Consider the following 15,968-nt stretch of genomic DNA (forward strand, 5'->3'; position numbering starts at 1 on the left):
AGCGCGGGAAGCGATCGCCGGATCACAGAGCGAGGTAGGCGTCGCTGGCGACGAACTCGTCGCCGCGCGGATAGAACTCCGTGAGTTCGGCGGGTTCGTACACCATCGCGAACTCCTCCTCCAGCCGTCGGAGCTGATCGGCGGCGGCGTCGAAGTCGCCGGCGGCGATGAAGGCGGAGAGCAGCCCCGCCTGGGCGAGCGTGAGGTCCGGTTCCTCCTCGACCGCCGCGATCGCCGCGGCCATCGCGTCGGCGTCGCGGCCCACCTTGGGCAGGCACGTCGCGAGCATCCCCCGCAGGTACGGGTCGCCGTCCAACGCCCGGTCCAGCCGCTCCAGTACGACGACCAATTTCTCCGGTTCTTCGACATAGTAGCCGATCTTCAACAGATCCAGCGATGGATCATCCGGGAAACGGCGATCCACGTCGGCCAACGCCGCATTATACCGGTCCGGGTCGTCCAACCGACCGGCGGCCTGCACTCGCAACACCTGGACCGCACGCAGTTCCTGGAGGTTCTTCGGCAATCGCTGATACCGATCGAGCGCGTCCTCGGAATCTCCCCGCAGGGCGGCGTGTTGAAAGGCTTGCATCGCTTCGAGCGTGTCCATGCCGCCGTCTTTCGCGCCGAGGCTCGATCCGAAAAGCCGCCGCATCATCGTGGAAAATCGCTCGCCGGTCGTAAACAGATATACGTCGGCGATCCGGACTCCCGGGGTGGGGTAGAACGCCAGATAAGACATGCTGCCGTCGTCGTACAGCAGGCGGACCAGCGCCACGGACCCGCCGTCGCGTCGGGAGACGCCCAAAAATCGCGCCCAGCCGTATTCCTCTAAGGCCTCGCCCCATTTTCCGGCGCTCTGCCTCGCCCCCTCGGCGAAGCCGCTCCTCATCGACTCCCGGTCGCGGTCGGACAGTTCGAGCCCGTCGATCGCCAGGTCATACACCGCGTCCGAGTCCAGCAGCCGAGCCATCGCATGGCTGTCGCGGTCGTTGAGAGCGGCCTCGATCTTCTCGCCGAGCGCCCGGGCCGTCGCCGACGAGGCGGGGGCGGGGGTCGGCGACTCCGTGGCGGCGGCGATCTCGGCGGCGGCGCGGCGGTTCTCCGCCCGGTCCGCCACCTCCCGGACCCGGTTGGCCGCCGGGACTAGCAGCGCCCCCAAGCACCCGCCGCACACCAGCAGGACCGCCGCGGTTCCGCCGCCGATCCATGTCCAAATCGGCACGCCGGAGGACGATTTCGCCCGGGCTCGCCCCACCGACGGGTCGCGCCGCACGGGGGCCGGGGCGTTCCGGGCGTCGCTCCACTCCGCCTCCGCGTCGGGGTCGGCGTAGGCGTCGGACGCGGCCCCGTCGTCGGCGAGCAGCACGAACGGCTCCCCGCAGCCGGGGCAGGGCTTCGTTTTCCCGAGGGCGGCGGCCGACTTTAATCTCGCCTGACGACCGCAGTGCGGACAGGTAATCGGGATTCCGACGGACACAGGCGGCGGCGGGACGGAGCGTTGTGAGGCCCACAGCCTACCGTCCGCGTGCGCCTCTCCGCTCTCGCACCGCGCAATAAAAAACCCCCGGCCGGCGATCCTGTCGCGCCGGTCGGGGGTTCCCTCCTCACTCCTCTCTCACGAGGACCTTCATTTTAGGCGCGAGGGCGTCGCGCGGCCTCGATTTATTCCTCGCGCTCGGCGTCCGAATCCTCGGCGTCGGGGCGCTCCGCGTCGGGGCGGAGGGTGCGGAAGGAGGAGTTGCCGCCGCGGGGGTCGCTGACCAGGGCCAGCAACGGTTTGTCCTCGTCCACGGCGTCGATCGCCGCCTGCAGGTCGTCGGCGGAGGCCAGTTCGTGCCGGCCGAGGCGTTCCACCAGTTGGCCGGGCCGCAGGCCCGCCGCCCGGGCGGGGCCCTTCACGGCGACGACCACGGCGCCGGTCGCGGTCTCCTCCAGGCCCAGCCGGTCCCGCCACTCGTCGGAGAGCGGGGCGAGGGCCAGACCGAAGGCGTCCAGCTGGAACACCTCGCCGATCTCCGCGTCCCCGTCGCCGTCGCGGCTGGGGCGGGATTCGCGGCGGGCGGTCTGCTGCGGGGCCTCGGAGAGGTTCGCGGCCTTCAGTTGCAGGGTGCGGCGGCCGCCGTCACGGATCACGTTCAGCGGAACTTCCTTGCCGATCTCCAACCGTTCGACCAGCCGGCTCAGTTGGCGCGGGTCGCTGACGTCGCGGCCGTCGAGGCTGACGATCACGTCGCCTTCCTCCACGCCGGCGGCCTCGGCGGGGCTGCCCTGGATCACGTCGGCCACCAGCACGCCGGCGTCGGTCGGCACGCCGAGGGCCTCGGCGGCGGAGGGGTCGAGGGGCTGCATATACACGCCGAGGAAGGCCCGGGTGACGGAGCCCTTCTCCGCAAGCTGGTTCACGACCCATTCCGCGTCGCTGCTGGGCACGGCGAAGCTGATGCCGTCGTACCCGCCGCCGCGGCTGGAGATCGCGGTGTTCACGCCGACGATCTGCCCGTCCAGGTTCACCAGCGGGCCGCCGGAGCTGCCCGGATTAATGGCGGCGTCGTGCTGGAGGAAGTTCTCCCGCTCCGCCAGGCCGCTGGTCCGGCTTTTCCCGGAGACGATGCCGGCGGTCATGCTGAACTGCTGGTTCAGCGGGCTGCCGAAGGCCAGCACCCAGTCGCCGATCTGCGTGCGGGAGCTGTCCGCCAGTTGCACGCTGGGCAGCTTCCGATCGCCCAGGTCCTTCGGGTTCAGCCGCAGCAGGGCGACGTCGGTGTCCGGGTCGGTGAGGATGTCGCTGGTGGTGTATTCGTCGCCGTTTTCAAAGCGAACCGTCACCTCCGAGGCGCCCTCGACGACGTGGTTGTTCGTCAGGATCAGCCCGGCGGGGTCGATCACCGCCCCGGAGCCGCTCTTCACCCGGATCGCGCCGCGGGGGGCGCCGCGGAGCTGGTTGCGTTCAAACCGAAACCCCTCCGGCAGTTCGCGGCCGGGGAAGGAGTCCTCAAAGAACCGGCGGAACTGCGGATCGGTGAACGGGTCGAACCCCTCCGGATTCACGCCGGGGGGCAGCTGGCCGCGGAACTGCCGCACCTGCGGGGCCGCGGCGGCCGGTGCTTCGACGCGGGCCTCGACGGCGACGACCGCCGGCATGACCTGCTCGGCGACGGTGCGGAACACGCCGGACAGTTCCCGGGCGTCGGCGGCGGTGGCGTTCGTGCCGACCGCGGCGACCGCCGGGACGAGCGGGGGAGCGGCGCCGGCGGTCAGCGCCGCGGCGGTGCCCCCGGCGGCGAGCAATCCGGCGAGCGCGGCCGGCACCAGGCCGCGGGTGTGTTTCGTGACGGGCATCGGTGTGAATCGTTCCATGAAAGAGAATAAGGAGGAGATCCCCGCCGCCGCGGGCGTCGGGCCGCCTCGGGAACCGGCGTCCAGAGAACAGGCGTCGAGCAAAGACGGCCGGGGACAGCGCTTCCTACGCGGTCCCGCCCGTCGCAGTTGGCCGACGCAGCCGGTTTTTTCGATACAGATGGAGAACCCGGGGGAAGCCCGGGGGCGCGCCGGGGCGAAACGGGGTCGGCAGTCGTCGCGGTGGTGGTCGCCGCGGCGGCTGCCCCCCAGATGTCGGGGGGGTGCGGCGGGGGGACGCGGCGAAGGAGCGGGATCGCAGCGTGAGGCGGGCGGTGGTGATCCTGCGGACTCGGGGAACACGGGGGCCGACGGCCGCCCGGACTCGGTCGGAAACCGGTCGGGAGCGTTGTGTTCGGGTCCGCGCCCGCCCAGCATGTCCACGCCCCACGAGGGTCGGCCCAGCGACGGGCCGTCCCCGCGGCCGGCGCGACCCGCGACGTTCGCCCCCAAGGCCACGCCCGGCGTCCTGCCGTCAGTCCCTCCCCAGGGACGCTCCCCCCACGGGCGTTAGGACGACCCCGGACCGGATCTTCCCTCCCGCCGCCGGTCGGCTCCCCCGGCTCGACGCACTCGACGGACCGCCCCTCCCGCCATGCTCCAAATCGCCGACACCAAGCTGCCGCACACCGTGTTGTGCTACGTCGCCTTCCGGGCGGCGTTCCACGACACGCTGGAGCAAATCGCCGTTCACGACGCCCGCGACGGCGACCCGCACGCCCGGTTCGGGTTCCTCACGGAGGTGCCGTTCCTCCGCTGCGTGCCGGCCCACGTCCAACTGGACCTGCTGGCCGAAACCTGGAGTCGCCACGCCGCCCACGACCCGCACGAGGCGGACCTGGTGGACGAGGCGGTCCTCTACGCCGCCTGCGAGACCGCCGGCCGGCTGTGCGCCGAGGAGCCGGAGACCGTCGCCCGCTACCTGATGGGCGGTCCGATCGACGTAACGCTGGCCGTCGACGGCCTGCTGGCCGACGAACTGCGGGCGCTGCACCTGAACCTCGCCGGCGAGGGCGACTTCCTCACGGTCAGCCAATTCGAAGACCTCCCGCCCAAAGAGGGCCGGGCGTTGAAGATCAAGCTGGGCGTGGACCCGGAGCGACTGGACTCCCTGTTCGAGGCCCTCGGCCGCTGGAACCTCTCCGCGGAGTTCCTCGGCAACCTCAGCGGATTAATGACGGGCTACGAGATCCTCTCCGCCGTCAACGTGCTCGGCGTTAAATAAAACGGCAGGCGAGCGGGGGGCGTGAGCCCCCTGAGTCGTCGCGCCGCGTTCCTGCCGGCCTGCTTAGACGACCGTGACGGCGCCCTGGAAGATCACGGACGCCCGCCGCGATGCCTGAGCCCCCCGCCCCGCCGCTGACCGCCTTTCCCGACCGGGAGTCGGCCGCGGCGGAATTTAAATCCAGCCTCACGAGCTTCGCGGAGTTCGGGAAGAAGCTGTCCAAAGCCGCCTCCGGGTTCGCCAACACCGGCGGGGGCGTGTTCGTGATGGGCGTGGACGACCACGGCGACGCCGACGGCGGCGTGGAGACCGTCGTGGGCCGTCAGGCGCTGTCGGACTGGATCGACGTGGTCGTCCATCAGGTCTTGCCCACGCCGCGCTACCGCACGCACCTGCTCACGGAGGCGGACGGCCGGGGCCGGATCGAACCGGGGCGGGTCGTGGCCGTGGTGGAATTCTTCGAGTCCGCCCAGGTCCCGCACATGGCGGACGACGAGCGGTACTACATCCGGGCCGGCGCCCACACCGTGCCGGCGGGGCAGTTCCTGGTGGACGCGCTCTACGCCAAGCGGGGCGTCGGCAAGCCGGTCCTCGCGCACGCGTTCCGCATGAAGCCGGGCTTTCCCGGCACGGTGCAACTGGGGGTGATGACGCTGTCCGAGGCCCCGGCGGTGCAGGTCCGGATCGACCTGTCCAACACCGCGGCCCACTTTAAAAGCGTGGAGAAGCATCTGCCGCTGGCGATCCCCGTCATCGGCTCCTCCACGCCGTTCTTTATGGACGTGGCGACGTTCCACGACGCGGACGAACGGTTTGGCACGGACGTGCGGCTGTCCGTCGACTATCAGGACCTCGAGGGGCACGATTATCACTACGTCGCCCGGCTCAATATCTCCGACTCGCTGCCGCCGCTGTCGATCGGGACGGAGTCGAATGAGAAAGCCGCCAAGGCGCTGGAGAAGATCGAACGCACGCTCCGCAGCCTGCTGAAACACGTCGACTCCGGCAGTTCCTCCGACCCGACCCCGTCCACAACGCCCCCCGCCCCGCCGAGCGACGCATGAGCGCCCCCGAACCCTCCTCCGCACCAACCGTCACCGCACCAACCGTCACCGTGCAGACCGTCGTCGCCGCTCCGGTCCAGCGGGTGTGGGACGCGTGGACGGATCCGGCCGCGATCCAGCAGTGGAACGCCGCCTCCGACGACTGGCATTGCCCGTCCGCCACCAACGACGTGCGGGTCGGCGGGGGGTTCTCCTCCCGGATGGAAGCCCGCGACGGCAGCATGGGGTTCGACTTCGCCGGGATCTATACCGAGGTCGTCCCCCACGAGCGGATCGTCTATCAAATCGAAGACGGCCGGACGGTCCAGATTCAATTCGAAACGGTAGACGGCGGCACGCGGGTCACGGAAACCTTCGTCGCCGATTCGACCCACCCCGTCGAGATGCAACGCGACGGCTGGCAGTGCATTCTGGACCGGTTCAGATCCTATACCGAGTCCCGGGCGACGAATTGAACCGGCGGCGCCGCAACGTGTCGTGAACGTGTCGTGAGCCCGGAGCGCAAGCTCCGGCCGTCGCCGCAGCCGGCTTTGGAACGCACGGCCGGAGCTCGCGCTCCGGGCTCACGGCTCATCGGCGACGACCTTCTTCGAAATTCTTTACTCGGCGTCGCAGGACCCCGAGACGTCCAGCACGCTGCCGAACAGTTCGAGGACGTTGCCGTCGGCGTCTTTGATCGGTTCGCCGCGGGTGAGGACGCGGTTCCAGCCGCCGGTCGGGAGGCGGTGGCGGACCTGGACCTCAAAGCCGTCGCCGCCTTTGCCGGCGGCGTCGAGGGCCATTAACAGTGCCGGGCGGTCGTCCGGGTGCACGGTGTCTAAATACTCGTCGAAGCCGGGCGGTTCGTCGGCCGGCTCCAGGCCGGCGATGCGGAAGGTTTCCTCGCTCCAGTAGACGGCGCCGCTGGCGACGTCCAGCTCCCAGGTGCCCAGCCCGGCGATCCGCTGGGTGCGGCGGAGGCGGTCCTCGCTCTTTTTTAATCCCGCTTCCTGACGCTTGCGGACGGTCATGTCCCGGGCGTTGGCGACCACGACCCGCCGGCCGTCCACCTCCGTCGCCCGGGCGCTGACGAGCATCGTGAGCCGGCCGCCGCCCTTCATGTGGAAGTCGACCTCGGCGTTCTCGAACTCGCCCCGCTCCTGCAGGCCGTGGACGAACTTCTCGCGGCAGCGACTGGGCGGCCAGAACGCCGCCTCGTCCACCGTCTTCCCCACCACATCCGCCGGCGCGTAGCCCAGCAGCGCGGTGAATTGATCGTTCACCTCGGTGACGCGGCCGTCGGTCAGGTCGACGAGGAACACGCAGTCCGGGCTGGCGAGAAACGCCCGACTCCATTTGAGCACGCCCTGCTCGAGCGCGGAGCGTTCCGCCTCGGCGTTCGCCAGGCGCTGCCGGGCCTCGCGGCAGCGTTCGGCGACGGGTTCGTCGTGCAGTCCGCCGGCCTCGATCAGGCCCTCGCCCAGTTCGAGGTCGCCGTTGTCGCAGGCGCGCTCGGCGAAGACGATGCGGACGGCCCGCAGCGTCTGGCGGGCGCAGTCGTTCCCCTCCCAGGCGGCGAGGGCCTCCATCAGCGTGCGGGTGGCGAGGCCGAAGGAGGCGTAGTCGCCGGAGCGGTCCGCCTCCGCGGCGAGCTGCCGGCCACGGCGGGTCAGGCGAACGCTCTCCGTGTGGGATTCGTACTCCGCCAGCAGTTCCTTGAACGCCGCCACGCCGGGCGGGCGGTCGGCGGGGTCGTCGGCCATCACGCGGCGGGCGATCTGCACCAGTTCCGCGTCCCACTCGGCCTCGTCGTCGTCGCCGCAGGGGTCGTCGGAGAGAGCGACGTCGAACCGCTCCGGCCGGTAGCGGTTGACGACCGGCTCCTGCCGCGGCGGCTCGGGCAGGTCCAGCCGGTTGGCGGCGGCGCTTTTGAGGCAGGCCGTCAGCGTCTCCCCGGCGTGGGGGCGGCGGCCGGTGGCGATCTCGAACAGCACCGCGCCCAGCAGGTAGACGTCCGTGCCGGGGCCGAGATCCTCGGCGTCGCCGCGGGCCTGTTCCGGCGCCATGTAGGCGGGGGTGCCGGCGATCCCGGTGGCGTCGATCCCGCCGCACAGCCGGCCGGTGGGGGCCTCGCCGTCGTCGCGGTCCGCCCGGCAACGGGCGGCCTGCTGCCGGGCGATCCGCCGCTGGGCGTCACGGGCGTCGGCCCGGTCCTCCTCGGTCAGCGCCAGGCCCCAGTCGTTCAGCAACACCTCGCCGAACGCGCCCAGCAGCACGTTTTCCGGCTTGATGTCCCGGTGCACCACGCCGCGGGAGTGGGCGAAGGCGACGGCGTCCGCCACCGCGGCGAGGATCCGCAGGTTCTCCGCCCGGGTCATCGTGCGGATCGACTCGCTCCAGGGCGTGCCGACCACCCGCTTCATCACCAGGAACGGCTCGCCCCCCTCGTCCGCGGCCAGTTCGTAGACCGGCAGAATGTTGGGGTGATCCAGACCGCCGACGACGCGGGCCTCGGCGAGGAACCGGGGGCGGGCGTCGGGCCGACCGGGTTTGAGCCGTTTGACGGCGACGGTGCGGCCCAGGGAGACCTGAATCGCCTCCCGCACCACGCCGCTGCCCCCCTCGCCGATGCGTTCGCCGAGTTGATAGTCCGCCGTCGGATCGTCGCCGACGGTGCGGACCGGCAGCGGCGGGCCGGCGGCCAGCGCCGCCGCGGTGACGTTCGTGAAGTCCCCGTTCGGCGCCGGGGTCAGTTGCAGCGTGCGACCGTTGGGGTCGGCGGTGTCGCCCCCGGGATCGACCTCGCCGCCGGCGTCCAGCGGGCCGGGGCGGCCGGTGGCCCGCAGCCCGGTAAGCAGCCCCTGTCCACTCCATCCCCCGGAGATGACGGTGCGGGCGGAGTCGTCAGCCGCGGCGGGCATTGGGCGGGGCGGGGCGGCGAGGCCGGGAGGGGTCGCCCAGTGTACCCACCGCCGCCGTCGAGACAGCAATCGCCGGTCGGCCCGGGGACGGTCTCGTCCCGTTTTCAGGGATCGCCCCACGTGCGCAGTTCAGGGGGCTGAGGCCCCCCGCTCACCTACTGGCCGACGGCGGCGGCGTACCGGCGGGGGTCTTTGACGAAGGCGGCCCGGGTCTTCTCCGAGGTGAACAGGTACAGCCGATCGCGGTAGACGACGCAGCGATCCGGCCGGCCGGGGACGCGGAAGCCCTCCAACACGCCCAGCACCACGTCTCCGCCGCCGGCGATCGGCTGATAGCGGGCCGGGTTCTTCAGGAACGCCGCCCGGGCCTCCGGGGTGGCGAAATGCCAGGGGGCCGCCTCGTGCGTCGCCGCGTGCTCCGTCCGGCCCGGGGCCAGCCGCATCTCGTCCCGCAGGGTGACGGGGCAGAACGGACCGAACCCGGGCGTGTACACCTTCGCCGCCTTCGCCGCGGCGGCCGCCTTCGCCGCCTCGGCCAGTTGCCGGGCGACGAGGCGGTCGGCCTCGGCCCGATCGGCCGCCATCTGCTCCGCCTCCGCGCGCTCCGCTGTCAGACGGGCGGCTTCGCGGCGTTCGGCGTCGATTCGTTCCCGCTCCAAGTGGTCGGCCTCGGCCTGTTGCTCGGCGGCCCGCTGCTCGGCGGCCTTCTGTTCAGCGGCCTGTTGCTCGGCGGCGGCGGTTTCGGCGGCCTGCTGCTCGGCGGCGGTCTCGGCGGCGGGGAGTTCGGTCGGCTCCTCGAAGGGGTCGATCCAACTCGGGGGGGCGGAGTCGGGGGCGCCGGGGGCAGCGGGGCGGGCGGACGCCGCAGCGTCGAGGACCGCCGCGGACGCTGCGGCGAGGGCGACGGAGGAATCGAACAGCGGCTCCGGCGCCGGCTCCACCTGGGGCTCTGTTTGGGTATCCGCGGCGGGCGCCACGGCGGGCGTCGGCGTCGAGGCGAGGGCCGGTTCGATCGCGGTCAGTTCGACCTCCCACTCCGGCTCGACGTCGGCCTCCGGCTCCGGCGGGGTGACGATGATCTCGCCGCCGGCGCCGGTCAGGGCGAGGGCGGGGCGGCGGGCGTCCAGCGCCGCCAACTCCGCCAGCAGTGCCGTGCGGAACCGGCCCGGCGGCAGCGCCTCGGCGGCCCGACGCCCGCGGGAGGCGGCGACGGGTCGGCCGGCCTCCGCCCGCCCGGCCTCCGCCCGCTCGGCCGCGACGCCCCCGATCGCGACGCCCTCGGCCGCGACGCCCCCGATCGCGACGCCCTCGGCCGCGGCGCCCAGCGCCGCCAGGCACATGAGCGGCGCAACGACGGGTCGCAGGACGGAACGGCGGACCATGGGAGCGCTGGGCACGGGGACGGGGCCGGTCCTGCGCTTATCGGCCGGCCGGTCCGACGGATCGCGGCGAATCTGCGGGCGGGGTGAAGAAATCGGCGGTCGGGCGTCGATGTCGGCTCATGTCGGCGGCGATCCCGGACCGGGGCCGCCGCCCCGCGGCGTTCGCTCCCCGTTCCCCCGTCGGCCTCGCCCTCATGCCCGTCTCGCTGCCGGCCGCCCTGCTGTGCGCCCTGCTGCCGGGCGCCTCGCCCGAAACGCCGACCTTGGCCGAGACCCCCACGCTGGCCGAGACCCCCACGCTGACCGAAAGCCCCACGCTGGCCGAGGCGCCGACCGGCGTGCCGACGCTCGCCGGGTCGCCGGCGCCGGACGTGGGCGGGGCGGGCTTCGTGCCGGCGGAGATCGCCGCCGCGGACGCCCCGCCGCTGTCCGCCCTCAGCACCGTGTGCGTGGTGGCGCTGGCGGAGCGTCGGTTCGAAGCGGCCTCCCCGCACTTCAGCGCCGTGCACGCCGGCCGCACCTATTTCTTCGCCTCGGAGCAGGCCCTCCAGACCTTCCGCGAGGCTCCGGACCGCTACGCCCCGGCCTGGTGCGGCATGGACCCGGTCGCCTACCTGGATGAAGACACCCTCGCCGAGGGCGCCCACCTCCGCCGCCACGCCGGCCGCTTCTACCTGTTCACGACCGTGGAGAACTGGAACGTCTTCCGCACCGCCCCGGGGCGCTACGCCCGCTGAACGTCTCCCCTCGCCCCCTTTTGGGGGAGAGGGGTCGGGGGTGAGGGGGCAGTGATTCCCGATTACCGTTCACTGTCCGCCTGCTCGCCCGTCGACCGATTCGTCACCGCACAGTGCGGAGACGTAGGAACCGTGCGTCACCCTCACCCCCGGCCCCTCTCCCTGAGGGAGAGGGGGGAAGAGCGACGCGAACCGTTCTCGGCGTTCGTAGGCCTGCTGCCCCCCTCGCCCCCCTTTGGGGGAGAGGGGTCGGGGGTGAGGGGGCGGTGACTTCCGCACGCCCTGCACTGCCCGCTTCGCTCTCTCGTCGGTTTGTCACCGCAGAGAGCGGAGACCGGTGAACCGTGCCCCACCCTCACCCCCGGCCCCTCTCCCTGAGGGAGAGGGGGGAACGAAGGCTCACTCCGCGGCGACCGCGGCGTCGGGCGACGGGCCGATCTCCAATCGCACCTTCAAGCCCGGCCGCAGGCGGAGGCCGGCGTTGTCGATCGTGGCCCGGACGCGGACCTCTCCCGTGCTGGGTTCGACCTCGCTGCCGATGTAGGTGACGCGGCCGACGCGGCGGATCGGCTTTTCTGCGGACGACGTGCCGGGGGTGTCGCCGGTCGGCTGGTAGATCACCGCGGCGGGGGCGCCGAGGCGGTCGCGGACGGCGTCGTAGTCGGCGAAGCCCTCCGCCCGCAGCACGTCCAACCGCAACACCCGCACCACGGGGGAGCCCGGCTCCACCCACTCGCCGGGTTGCCGGAGGCGCTCCTCCACCACGCCGGCCAGCGGCGAGGTCAGCGTGTGCCGCTTCAGGGTGAGTTCCGCCAGCTTGAGGTCCAGCTCCTCCGCGGCGACCTTCAGTTTCTTGACGTCCTGCTCCAACGTGCGTTGGGCGAGAGTCGCCTCGGCCTCGGCGAGGGCCCGGCGGCGGGTATCCAGTTCGTCCAGCGACGCCGACGCCGCGTTGCGTTCCCGGATCGCTTCGATTCGCTCCAGAGCGGTGCGGGCGAATTCCACGGAGGCGGCGGCGAACTCGCGGGCGCTGTCCTCCTCGGCCTCCCGCCGCGTGAGGGCCAGTTGCCCGGCCGCGGCGTCGCGGGCGATTACCGCGGCGGCGGCGTCCAGCCGGGCGACCGGGTCGCCCTCTTTCACCTCGCCCAGTTCCGGCACGGTCAGTTCGGCCAGCACGCCGGCGGTTTCCGCGGGCACGTCCGCCTTCTGATCGACCCGCAGGAAGGCCGAGTCGATCGTCAGCACGTCCGCGGCGCCGGCGCTTTCCCCGGGCGAGCCGGCGGCCCGCTGCGGACCGGCGGCGAGGAGCAGGACGAGGGCGAACGCGACAGGCATGACGGGCGACCGGAGATCCAACGGGCGGCGGAGCGGACCAACGCCGCTCTACGTTCCGTCCGCTCCGGCCCCGACGCCACCCCGGCCGTTCCACCCCGGCCGTTCCACCCCGGCGTCGCTACCGGGCGGCGAGGGCGACCGGGCGGGGGCGGCAACCGCGGCAGGGGGCCGTGCGGTGCGTGGCGGGGTCGAACACCACCGCGGCGCCGCAGTGCGAGCAGGCCCGAATCTCCACCGCCGCGTCCCAGTCGCACAACGCCGTCCCCCGCACCAGCGACCCGCAGACCAGCAGCGATCCCGCCAGCATGGCAGTGCTGAGCAATCGAAACATCGTCGGTCCCTCCCCGGCCGAGGCCGGTACGGGCCGCCCGCCCCGCAGGGCGTATGCGGGGGGAGCCGGTCTTGGTTGGATCGGCGCACCGGCTTTCGGAGCGACGCCCCTCCACTTGTCGGCCACAAATTCACACGTTCTTCGCATCACCTTCAACATCGGTTCCCGCCTCCTCGGCCGGGAGGTTCCCCCGGGGAAGTTCCCGAGCGAGCGCCCGACACCGGACGGCGCGGGAAGCCGGGGCGGCGGGTCGGGGGGGGCGAACGGGGGCACAGCGGTCGGCAGGCCGGGGGGCGGCGGGATAGGATGTCGCCCCGCTCGCCCGCCCCCCGCCACGACCGGTTCGCTCGTGACCGGCCCCGCCGTGACTTCCGCCGCGTCCCCCGCCCCGACCCGGCCCGTGCGGCCGGCGTTTCCGGATCCGGTGCCGCCGGAGGACCCCGCTGCCGTGCGGGCGGCCCGCCGCAATCGGACCCGGCGGCTGATCTTCGCCGGCGCCGTCGGCGTGGGCGTGCGGCTGGTGGTGATCGTGGCGGAGTTCGCCGCCTACCTGGCCTGCGGCGCCGACGTGCTGCTGGTCGACGCCGTCGCCAGCCTCGCGGACGTCGCCGCCAGTCTCGCCCTGCTGGCGGCGGTGAAATACGCGGAGCGTCCGCCGGACGACGATCACCCCTTCGGGCACGGCCGGTTCGAGCCGCTCGCGGGGCTGCAACTGGGGGTGCTCATCGTGCTGCTGGGCGCCGTGCTGGGCGGACAGGCCGTGTGGGACGCGGCCCGGGAGGAAGTCGCCCTGAACCTGCCGCTGTGGGCCGCCGCGGTCCCGCTGGCGGCGGCCGTGCTGCTGGAGATCACCGGCCGGGTGGTGAAGAACGTCGGCCGGCGGGAACACAGTTCGGCCCTGATCGCCGAGGCCTACCACTACCGCATCGACGCCGGCACCAGCCTGATCGCGGCGGTCGGCCTGGCCGCGGCGGCGACCGTGCCGGACTGGGGCGGGCTGATCGACCGCGGCGGGGCGGCGCTGCTGGCGGCCTTGATGATCGGCCTCGGCGCCGCCGCCGTCTGGGAGAACCTGCATCAACTCGTGGACGGCGTGCCGGACGACGCCCGGTTCGAACTGGTCCGCGAGGCCGCCGCCTCCGTGGAGGGCGTTTTGGAAGTGGAGAAGGTCCGCATTCAACACGCCGGCCCGGACGCCCATGTGGATATCGACGTGGAGGTGAACCCGGAGGAGACCGTCTGCGAAGCCCACCGCACCGCCCAGCACGTGCGGGCCGCGGTGCAGTCCGCCTGGCCCAGCGTGCGGGAGGTGGTCGTGCACGTGGAGCCGTATTACGAAGGCGACCATTAATCGGGAGCGGACGCCGTCGCTGGACAAGGCGGTCTGAGGCCGGGCAGAGTGCTCCTCCCGCCTTCCCCCGCCCTTCCCGGGTCCCGCCTTGATGTCGTTCTCCCGCTCCGCGTTCGCCCCCGCTGCGCCCGTACGCCGCCCGTCCCGTCGGCGGGGCTTCACCCTAATTGAACTGCTGGTGGTGATCGCGGTCATCGCGATCCTGGTCTCCCTGTTGCTGCCCGCGGTGCAGCAGGCCCGGGAGGCGGCCCGGCGGACGGCCTGTTTGAACAACCTCAAGCAGATCGGGCTGGCAATGCACAATTACGAGTCGACGCTCAAGACGTTCCCCTCCGGCTACCTCTACGCTCCGGGCGACGTCGGCGCCCCCGGGGGCGTGGGCAACACCCGCGGCTACGGCTGGGGGGCGCTGCTGCTGCCGTATCTCGACCTGCCGAACGTACACGCGGAGATCGACTTTAACGTCCCGATCTACGACCCCGCCAACGCCGCGATCCGCACCCGCCACCTGCCGGTGTTCCTCTGTCCGACGGACACCGTCTCCGACGGCGGCTACGTGGTAATGGGCGAGGGGGAGGCGACCGAACCGCAGATCTCCACCGGCGAGGTCGAGGCCTACGCGATGGCCAGTTTCGTCGCCTGTTTCGGCCCGCCGGATCTGGACGACAACCAGACGCAGCGCGACGGGATGTTCAGCCGCAACAGCGCCACCCGCATCGCCGAGGTCCGCGACGGGCTCTCCAACACCCTGATGGTCGGCGAACGCAACAACGGCCCGTTCCGCAGCGGGGCGGAGCACGGCGTGCACTTTGAATACGAAACGAACTGGATCGGCGGCGTCCGGGAGATCACCGAAGCCTCCGACGACCACGGCCACATGATCCTGTTCCAGACTGGCCACACGCCCAACAGTCCGCAGAGCGACGACCGGGACGTCTCCGCCCCGCACGTCGGTTTCGCCCAGTTCCTGCTGGGGGACGGTTCCGTGCACACGATCGGCGAGTCGATCGACTTCGACGTCTACAACGGCCTGGGCACCCGGGCCGGCAACGAGGTGTTGGACGAGTGGTGACCGCCGCCGCGATCGGGATCGCTGCAACCGGGATCGCCGCGACCGGGATCGCCGGGGCGCCAGTTGGAGGTGCGCCGGCGGGGGGGGCGCCGGTTGGAGGTGCCGCGGATTCGTTCGGCCCCTAAACTCCCCCGTCCCCTCCCGAACCGCCCGCACCGCCGATGCCCCGTTCGTTCGCTCTCGCCGCCGCGCTGGTCGCGACGCTTCCGGTTCTCGCCGCCGCCGCGGCCGCCGCGGACGTGCTGGAACTCCGCGGCGGGCAGAGTGTGACTGGGGAGGTGTTGAAGGAGGACGGCGACGCCCTGTACGTCGATCTGGGCGTGGACGTGGTCCGCATCCCCAAGGACCGCGTGCTGAAGCGGCGGGCGGAGTCCGAAACGGACGCCGTCAGCAACGTGACCGACCGCGGCGTCTATCAGACCGCCGACCTGCCCGGCGGCAGCGTCAAGCAGCTCGCCGATCAATACGGCGAGGGCGTGGTGCTGATCCAGACCCCCGGCGGACTGGGCAGCGGGTTTATCATCAACGAGGACGGCCTCGCGGTGACGAATTATCACGTCGTCGAGAAAGAGACCCGCCTCGCCGCGACGCTGTATACCAAGGAGGGCCAGTCCCTGCGGCGCCGGCGGGTGCAAGACGTGGAACTGGTCGCGTTGAACCCGTTTCTGGATCTGGCGCTGGTCCGCATCCCCAAGCCGGAGGGGGTGACCTTCAAGCCGGTGTTCCTCAGCGAGGAAGCCGATTACCGCGAGGGCGACGCCGTGTTCGCCATCGGCAACCCGCTGGGTTTGGAGCGGAGCGTCAGTCAGGGGATCGTCTCCAACCGCCACCGCAACTTCGAGGGGCTGACGTATATTCAGACGACCGCCCAGATTAACCCCGGCAACAGCGGCGGCCCGCTGTTCAACGACCGCGGCGAGGTCATCGGGGTGACCAATATGAAGCTGACCTTCGGCGAGGGGCTGGGCTTCGCGATTCCGGTCACCTTCGTCAAATCGTTCCTGGACGAGTGGGAGGCGTTCGCCTACGACCGCAACAACGCCAACAGCGGCTATCGCTATCTGGAGGCGCCCTCCCGCCGCAATCCGAACCCCCCGCCGGCGGCCGAGGAGTAGGCGGCCCGCGGCGCCGCTTGCCGTGACGGCACAATCGGGCGTCGGGCGGTGCGATCC

13 protein-coding genes are annotated in these 15,968 nt (G+C 72.0%); 7 read left to right on the plus strand and 6 right to left on the minus strand.

Annotation, left to right across the window (positions count from 1 at the left end; all coding sequences use genetic code 11):
- Nucleotides 1–22: 22 nt before the first annotated feature.
- Both CA12_RS04195 and CA12_RS04200 read right to left on the minus strand, forming a co-directional pair.
- On the minus strand, nucleotides 23–1,480 hold the full coding sequence (locus CA12_RS04195; RefSeq protein WP_145357628.1) for a hypothetical protein: 1,458 nt from the start codon (nucleotides 1,478–1,480) through the stop codon (nucleotides 23–25).
- Between the two features lie 185 nt (nucleotides 1,481–1,665).
- Nucleotides 1,666–3,342: a trypsin-like peptidase domain-containing protein gene (locus CA12_RS04200; protein WP_145357629.1), complete on the minus strand. Its 1,677-nt coding sequence runs from the start codon at nucleotides 3,340–3,342 to the stop codon at nucleotides 1,666–1,668.
- A gap of 652 nt (nucleotides 3,343–3,994) precedes the next feature.
- Here CA12_RS04200 and CA12_RS04205 point away from each other — a divergent pair.
- From CA12_RS04205 to CA12_RS04215, 3 genes are all read left to right on the plus strand, one after another.
- Entirely contained in the window at nucleotides 3,995–4,624 is a 630-nt protein-coding gene (locus CA12_RS04205; RefSeq protein ID WP_145357630.1) for a hypothetical protein, read from the plus strand.
- 110 nt (nucleotides 4,625–4,734) lie between these two features.
- On the plus strand, nucleotides 4,735–5,688 hold the full coding sequence (locus CA12_RS04210) for an AlbA family DNA-binding domain-containing protein (protein WP_145357631.1): 954 nt from the start codon (nucleotides 4,735–4,737) through the stop codon (nucleotides 5,686–5,688).
- On the plus strand, nucleotides 5,685–6,143 hold the full coding sequence (locus CA12_RS04215; protein WP_145357632.1) for an SRPBCC family protein: 459 nt from the start codon (nucleotides 5,685–5,687) through the stop codon (nucleotides 6,141–6,143). The genes CA12_RS04210 and CA12_RS04215 overlap by 4 nt, the downstream gene beginning before the upstream one ends.
- 144 nt (nucleotides 6,144–6,287) lie before the next feature.
- Here the strand turns inward: CA12_RS04215 and CA12_RS23090 are convergent, their stop codons facing one another.
- Together CA12_RS23090 and CA12_RS04225 are read right to left on the minus strand one after the other, a co-directional pair.
- Nucleotides 6,288–8,588 (minus strand): protein kinase domain-containing protein, encoded by a 2,301-nt coding sequence (locus CA12_RS23090; protein ID WP_145357633.1) that lies wholly within the window; start codon nucleotides 8,586–8,588, stop codon nucleotides 6,288–6,290.
- 155 nt (nucleotides 8,589–8,743) lie between these two features.
- A complete protein-coding gene (locus CA12_RS04225; RefSeq protein WP_165700544.1) occupies nucleotides 8,744–9,970 on the minus strand; it encodes a hypothetical protein in 1,227 nt (408 codons plus the stop codon).
- Between the two features lie 119 nt (nucleotides 9,971–10,089).
- On the opposite strand from CA12_RS04225, the gene CA12_RS04235 reads away from it, so the two are divergent.
- Nucleotides 10,090–10,707, plus strand: a complete 618-nt coding sequence (locus tag CA12_RS04235) for a YHS domain-containing protein (protein ID WP_145357636.1) — start codon at nucleotides 10,090–10,092, stop codon at nucleotides 10,705–10,707.
- Between the two features lie 399 nt (nucleotides 10,708–11,106).
- On the opposite strand, the gene CA12_RS04240 is transcribed toward CA12_RS04235, so the two are convergent.
- Complete coding sequence (locus CA12_RS04240) at nucleotides 11,107–12,042, minus strand: efflux RND transporter periplasmic adaptor subunit (protein WP_145357637.1); 936 nt, start codon at nucleotides 12,040–12,042, stop codon at nucleotides 11,107–11,109.
- A gap of 118 nt (nucleotides 12,043–12,160) precedes the next feature.
- Nucleotides 12,161–12,364 (minus strand): hypothetical protein, encoded by a 204-nt coding sequence (locus CA12_RS04245; protein WP_145357638.1) that lies wholly within the window; start codon nucleotides 12,362–12,364, stop codon nucleotides 12,161–12,163.
- A 358-nt stretch (nucleotides 12,365–12,722) separates the two neighbouring features.
- Between CA12_RS04245 and CA12_RS04250 the strand changes: the two genes are divergently transcribed.
- From CA12_RS04250 to CA12_RS04260, 3 genes are all read left to right on the plus strand, one after another.
- Nucleotides 12,723–13,724, plus strand: coding sequence for a cation diffusion facilitator family transporter (locus CA12_RS04250; RefSeq protein WP_207622142.1), 1,002 nt, complete (start codon nucleotides 12,723–12,725; stop codon nucleotides 13,722–13,724).
- A 91-nt stretch (nucleotides 13,725–13,815) separates the two neighbouring features.
- Nucleotides 13,816–14,796 carry a DUF1559 domain-containing protein gene (locus CA12_RS04255; RefSeq protein ID WP_145357640.1) on the plus strand — a complete coding sequence of 327 codons (981 nt, stop codon included), beginning with the start codon at nucleotides 13,816–13,818 and terminating at the stop codon, nucleotides 14,794–14,796.
- Nucleotides 14,797–14,957: 161 nt separating this feature from the next.
- Nucleotides 14,958–15,911 (plus strand): S1C family serine protease, encoded by a 954-nt coding sequence (locus CA12_RS04260; protein WP_145357641.1) that lies wholly within the window; start codon nucleotides 14,958–14,960, stop codon nucleotides 15,909–15,911.
- The last annotated feature ends 57 nt before the right edge of the window (nucleotides 15,912–15,968 follow it).

The sequence above is a fragment of the Alienimonas californiensis genome, assembly GCF_007743815.1.
Taxonomy (GTDB): domain Bacteria; phylum Planctomycetota; class Planctomycetia; order Planctomycetales; family Planctomycetaceae; genus Alienimonas; species Alienimonas californiensis.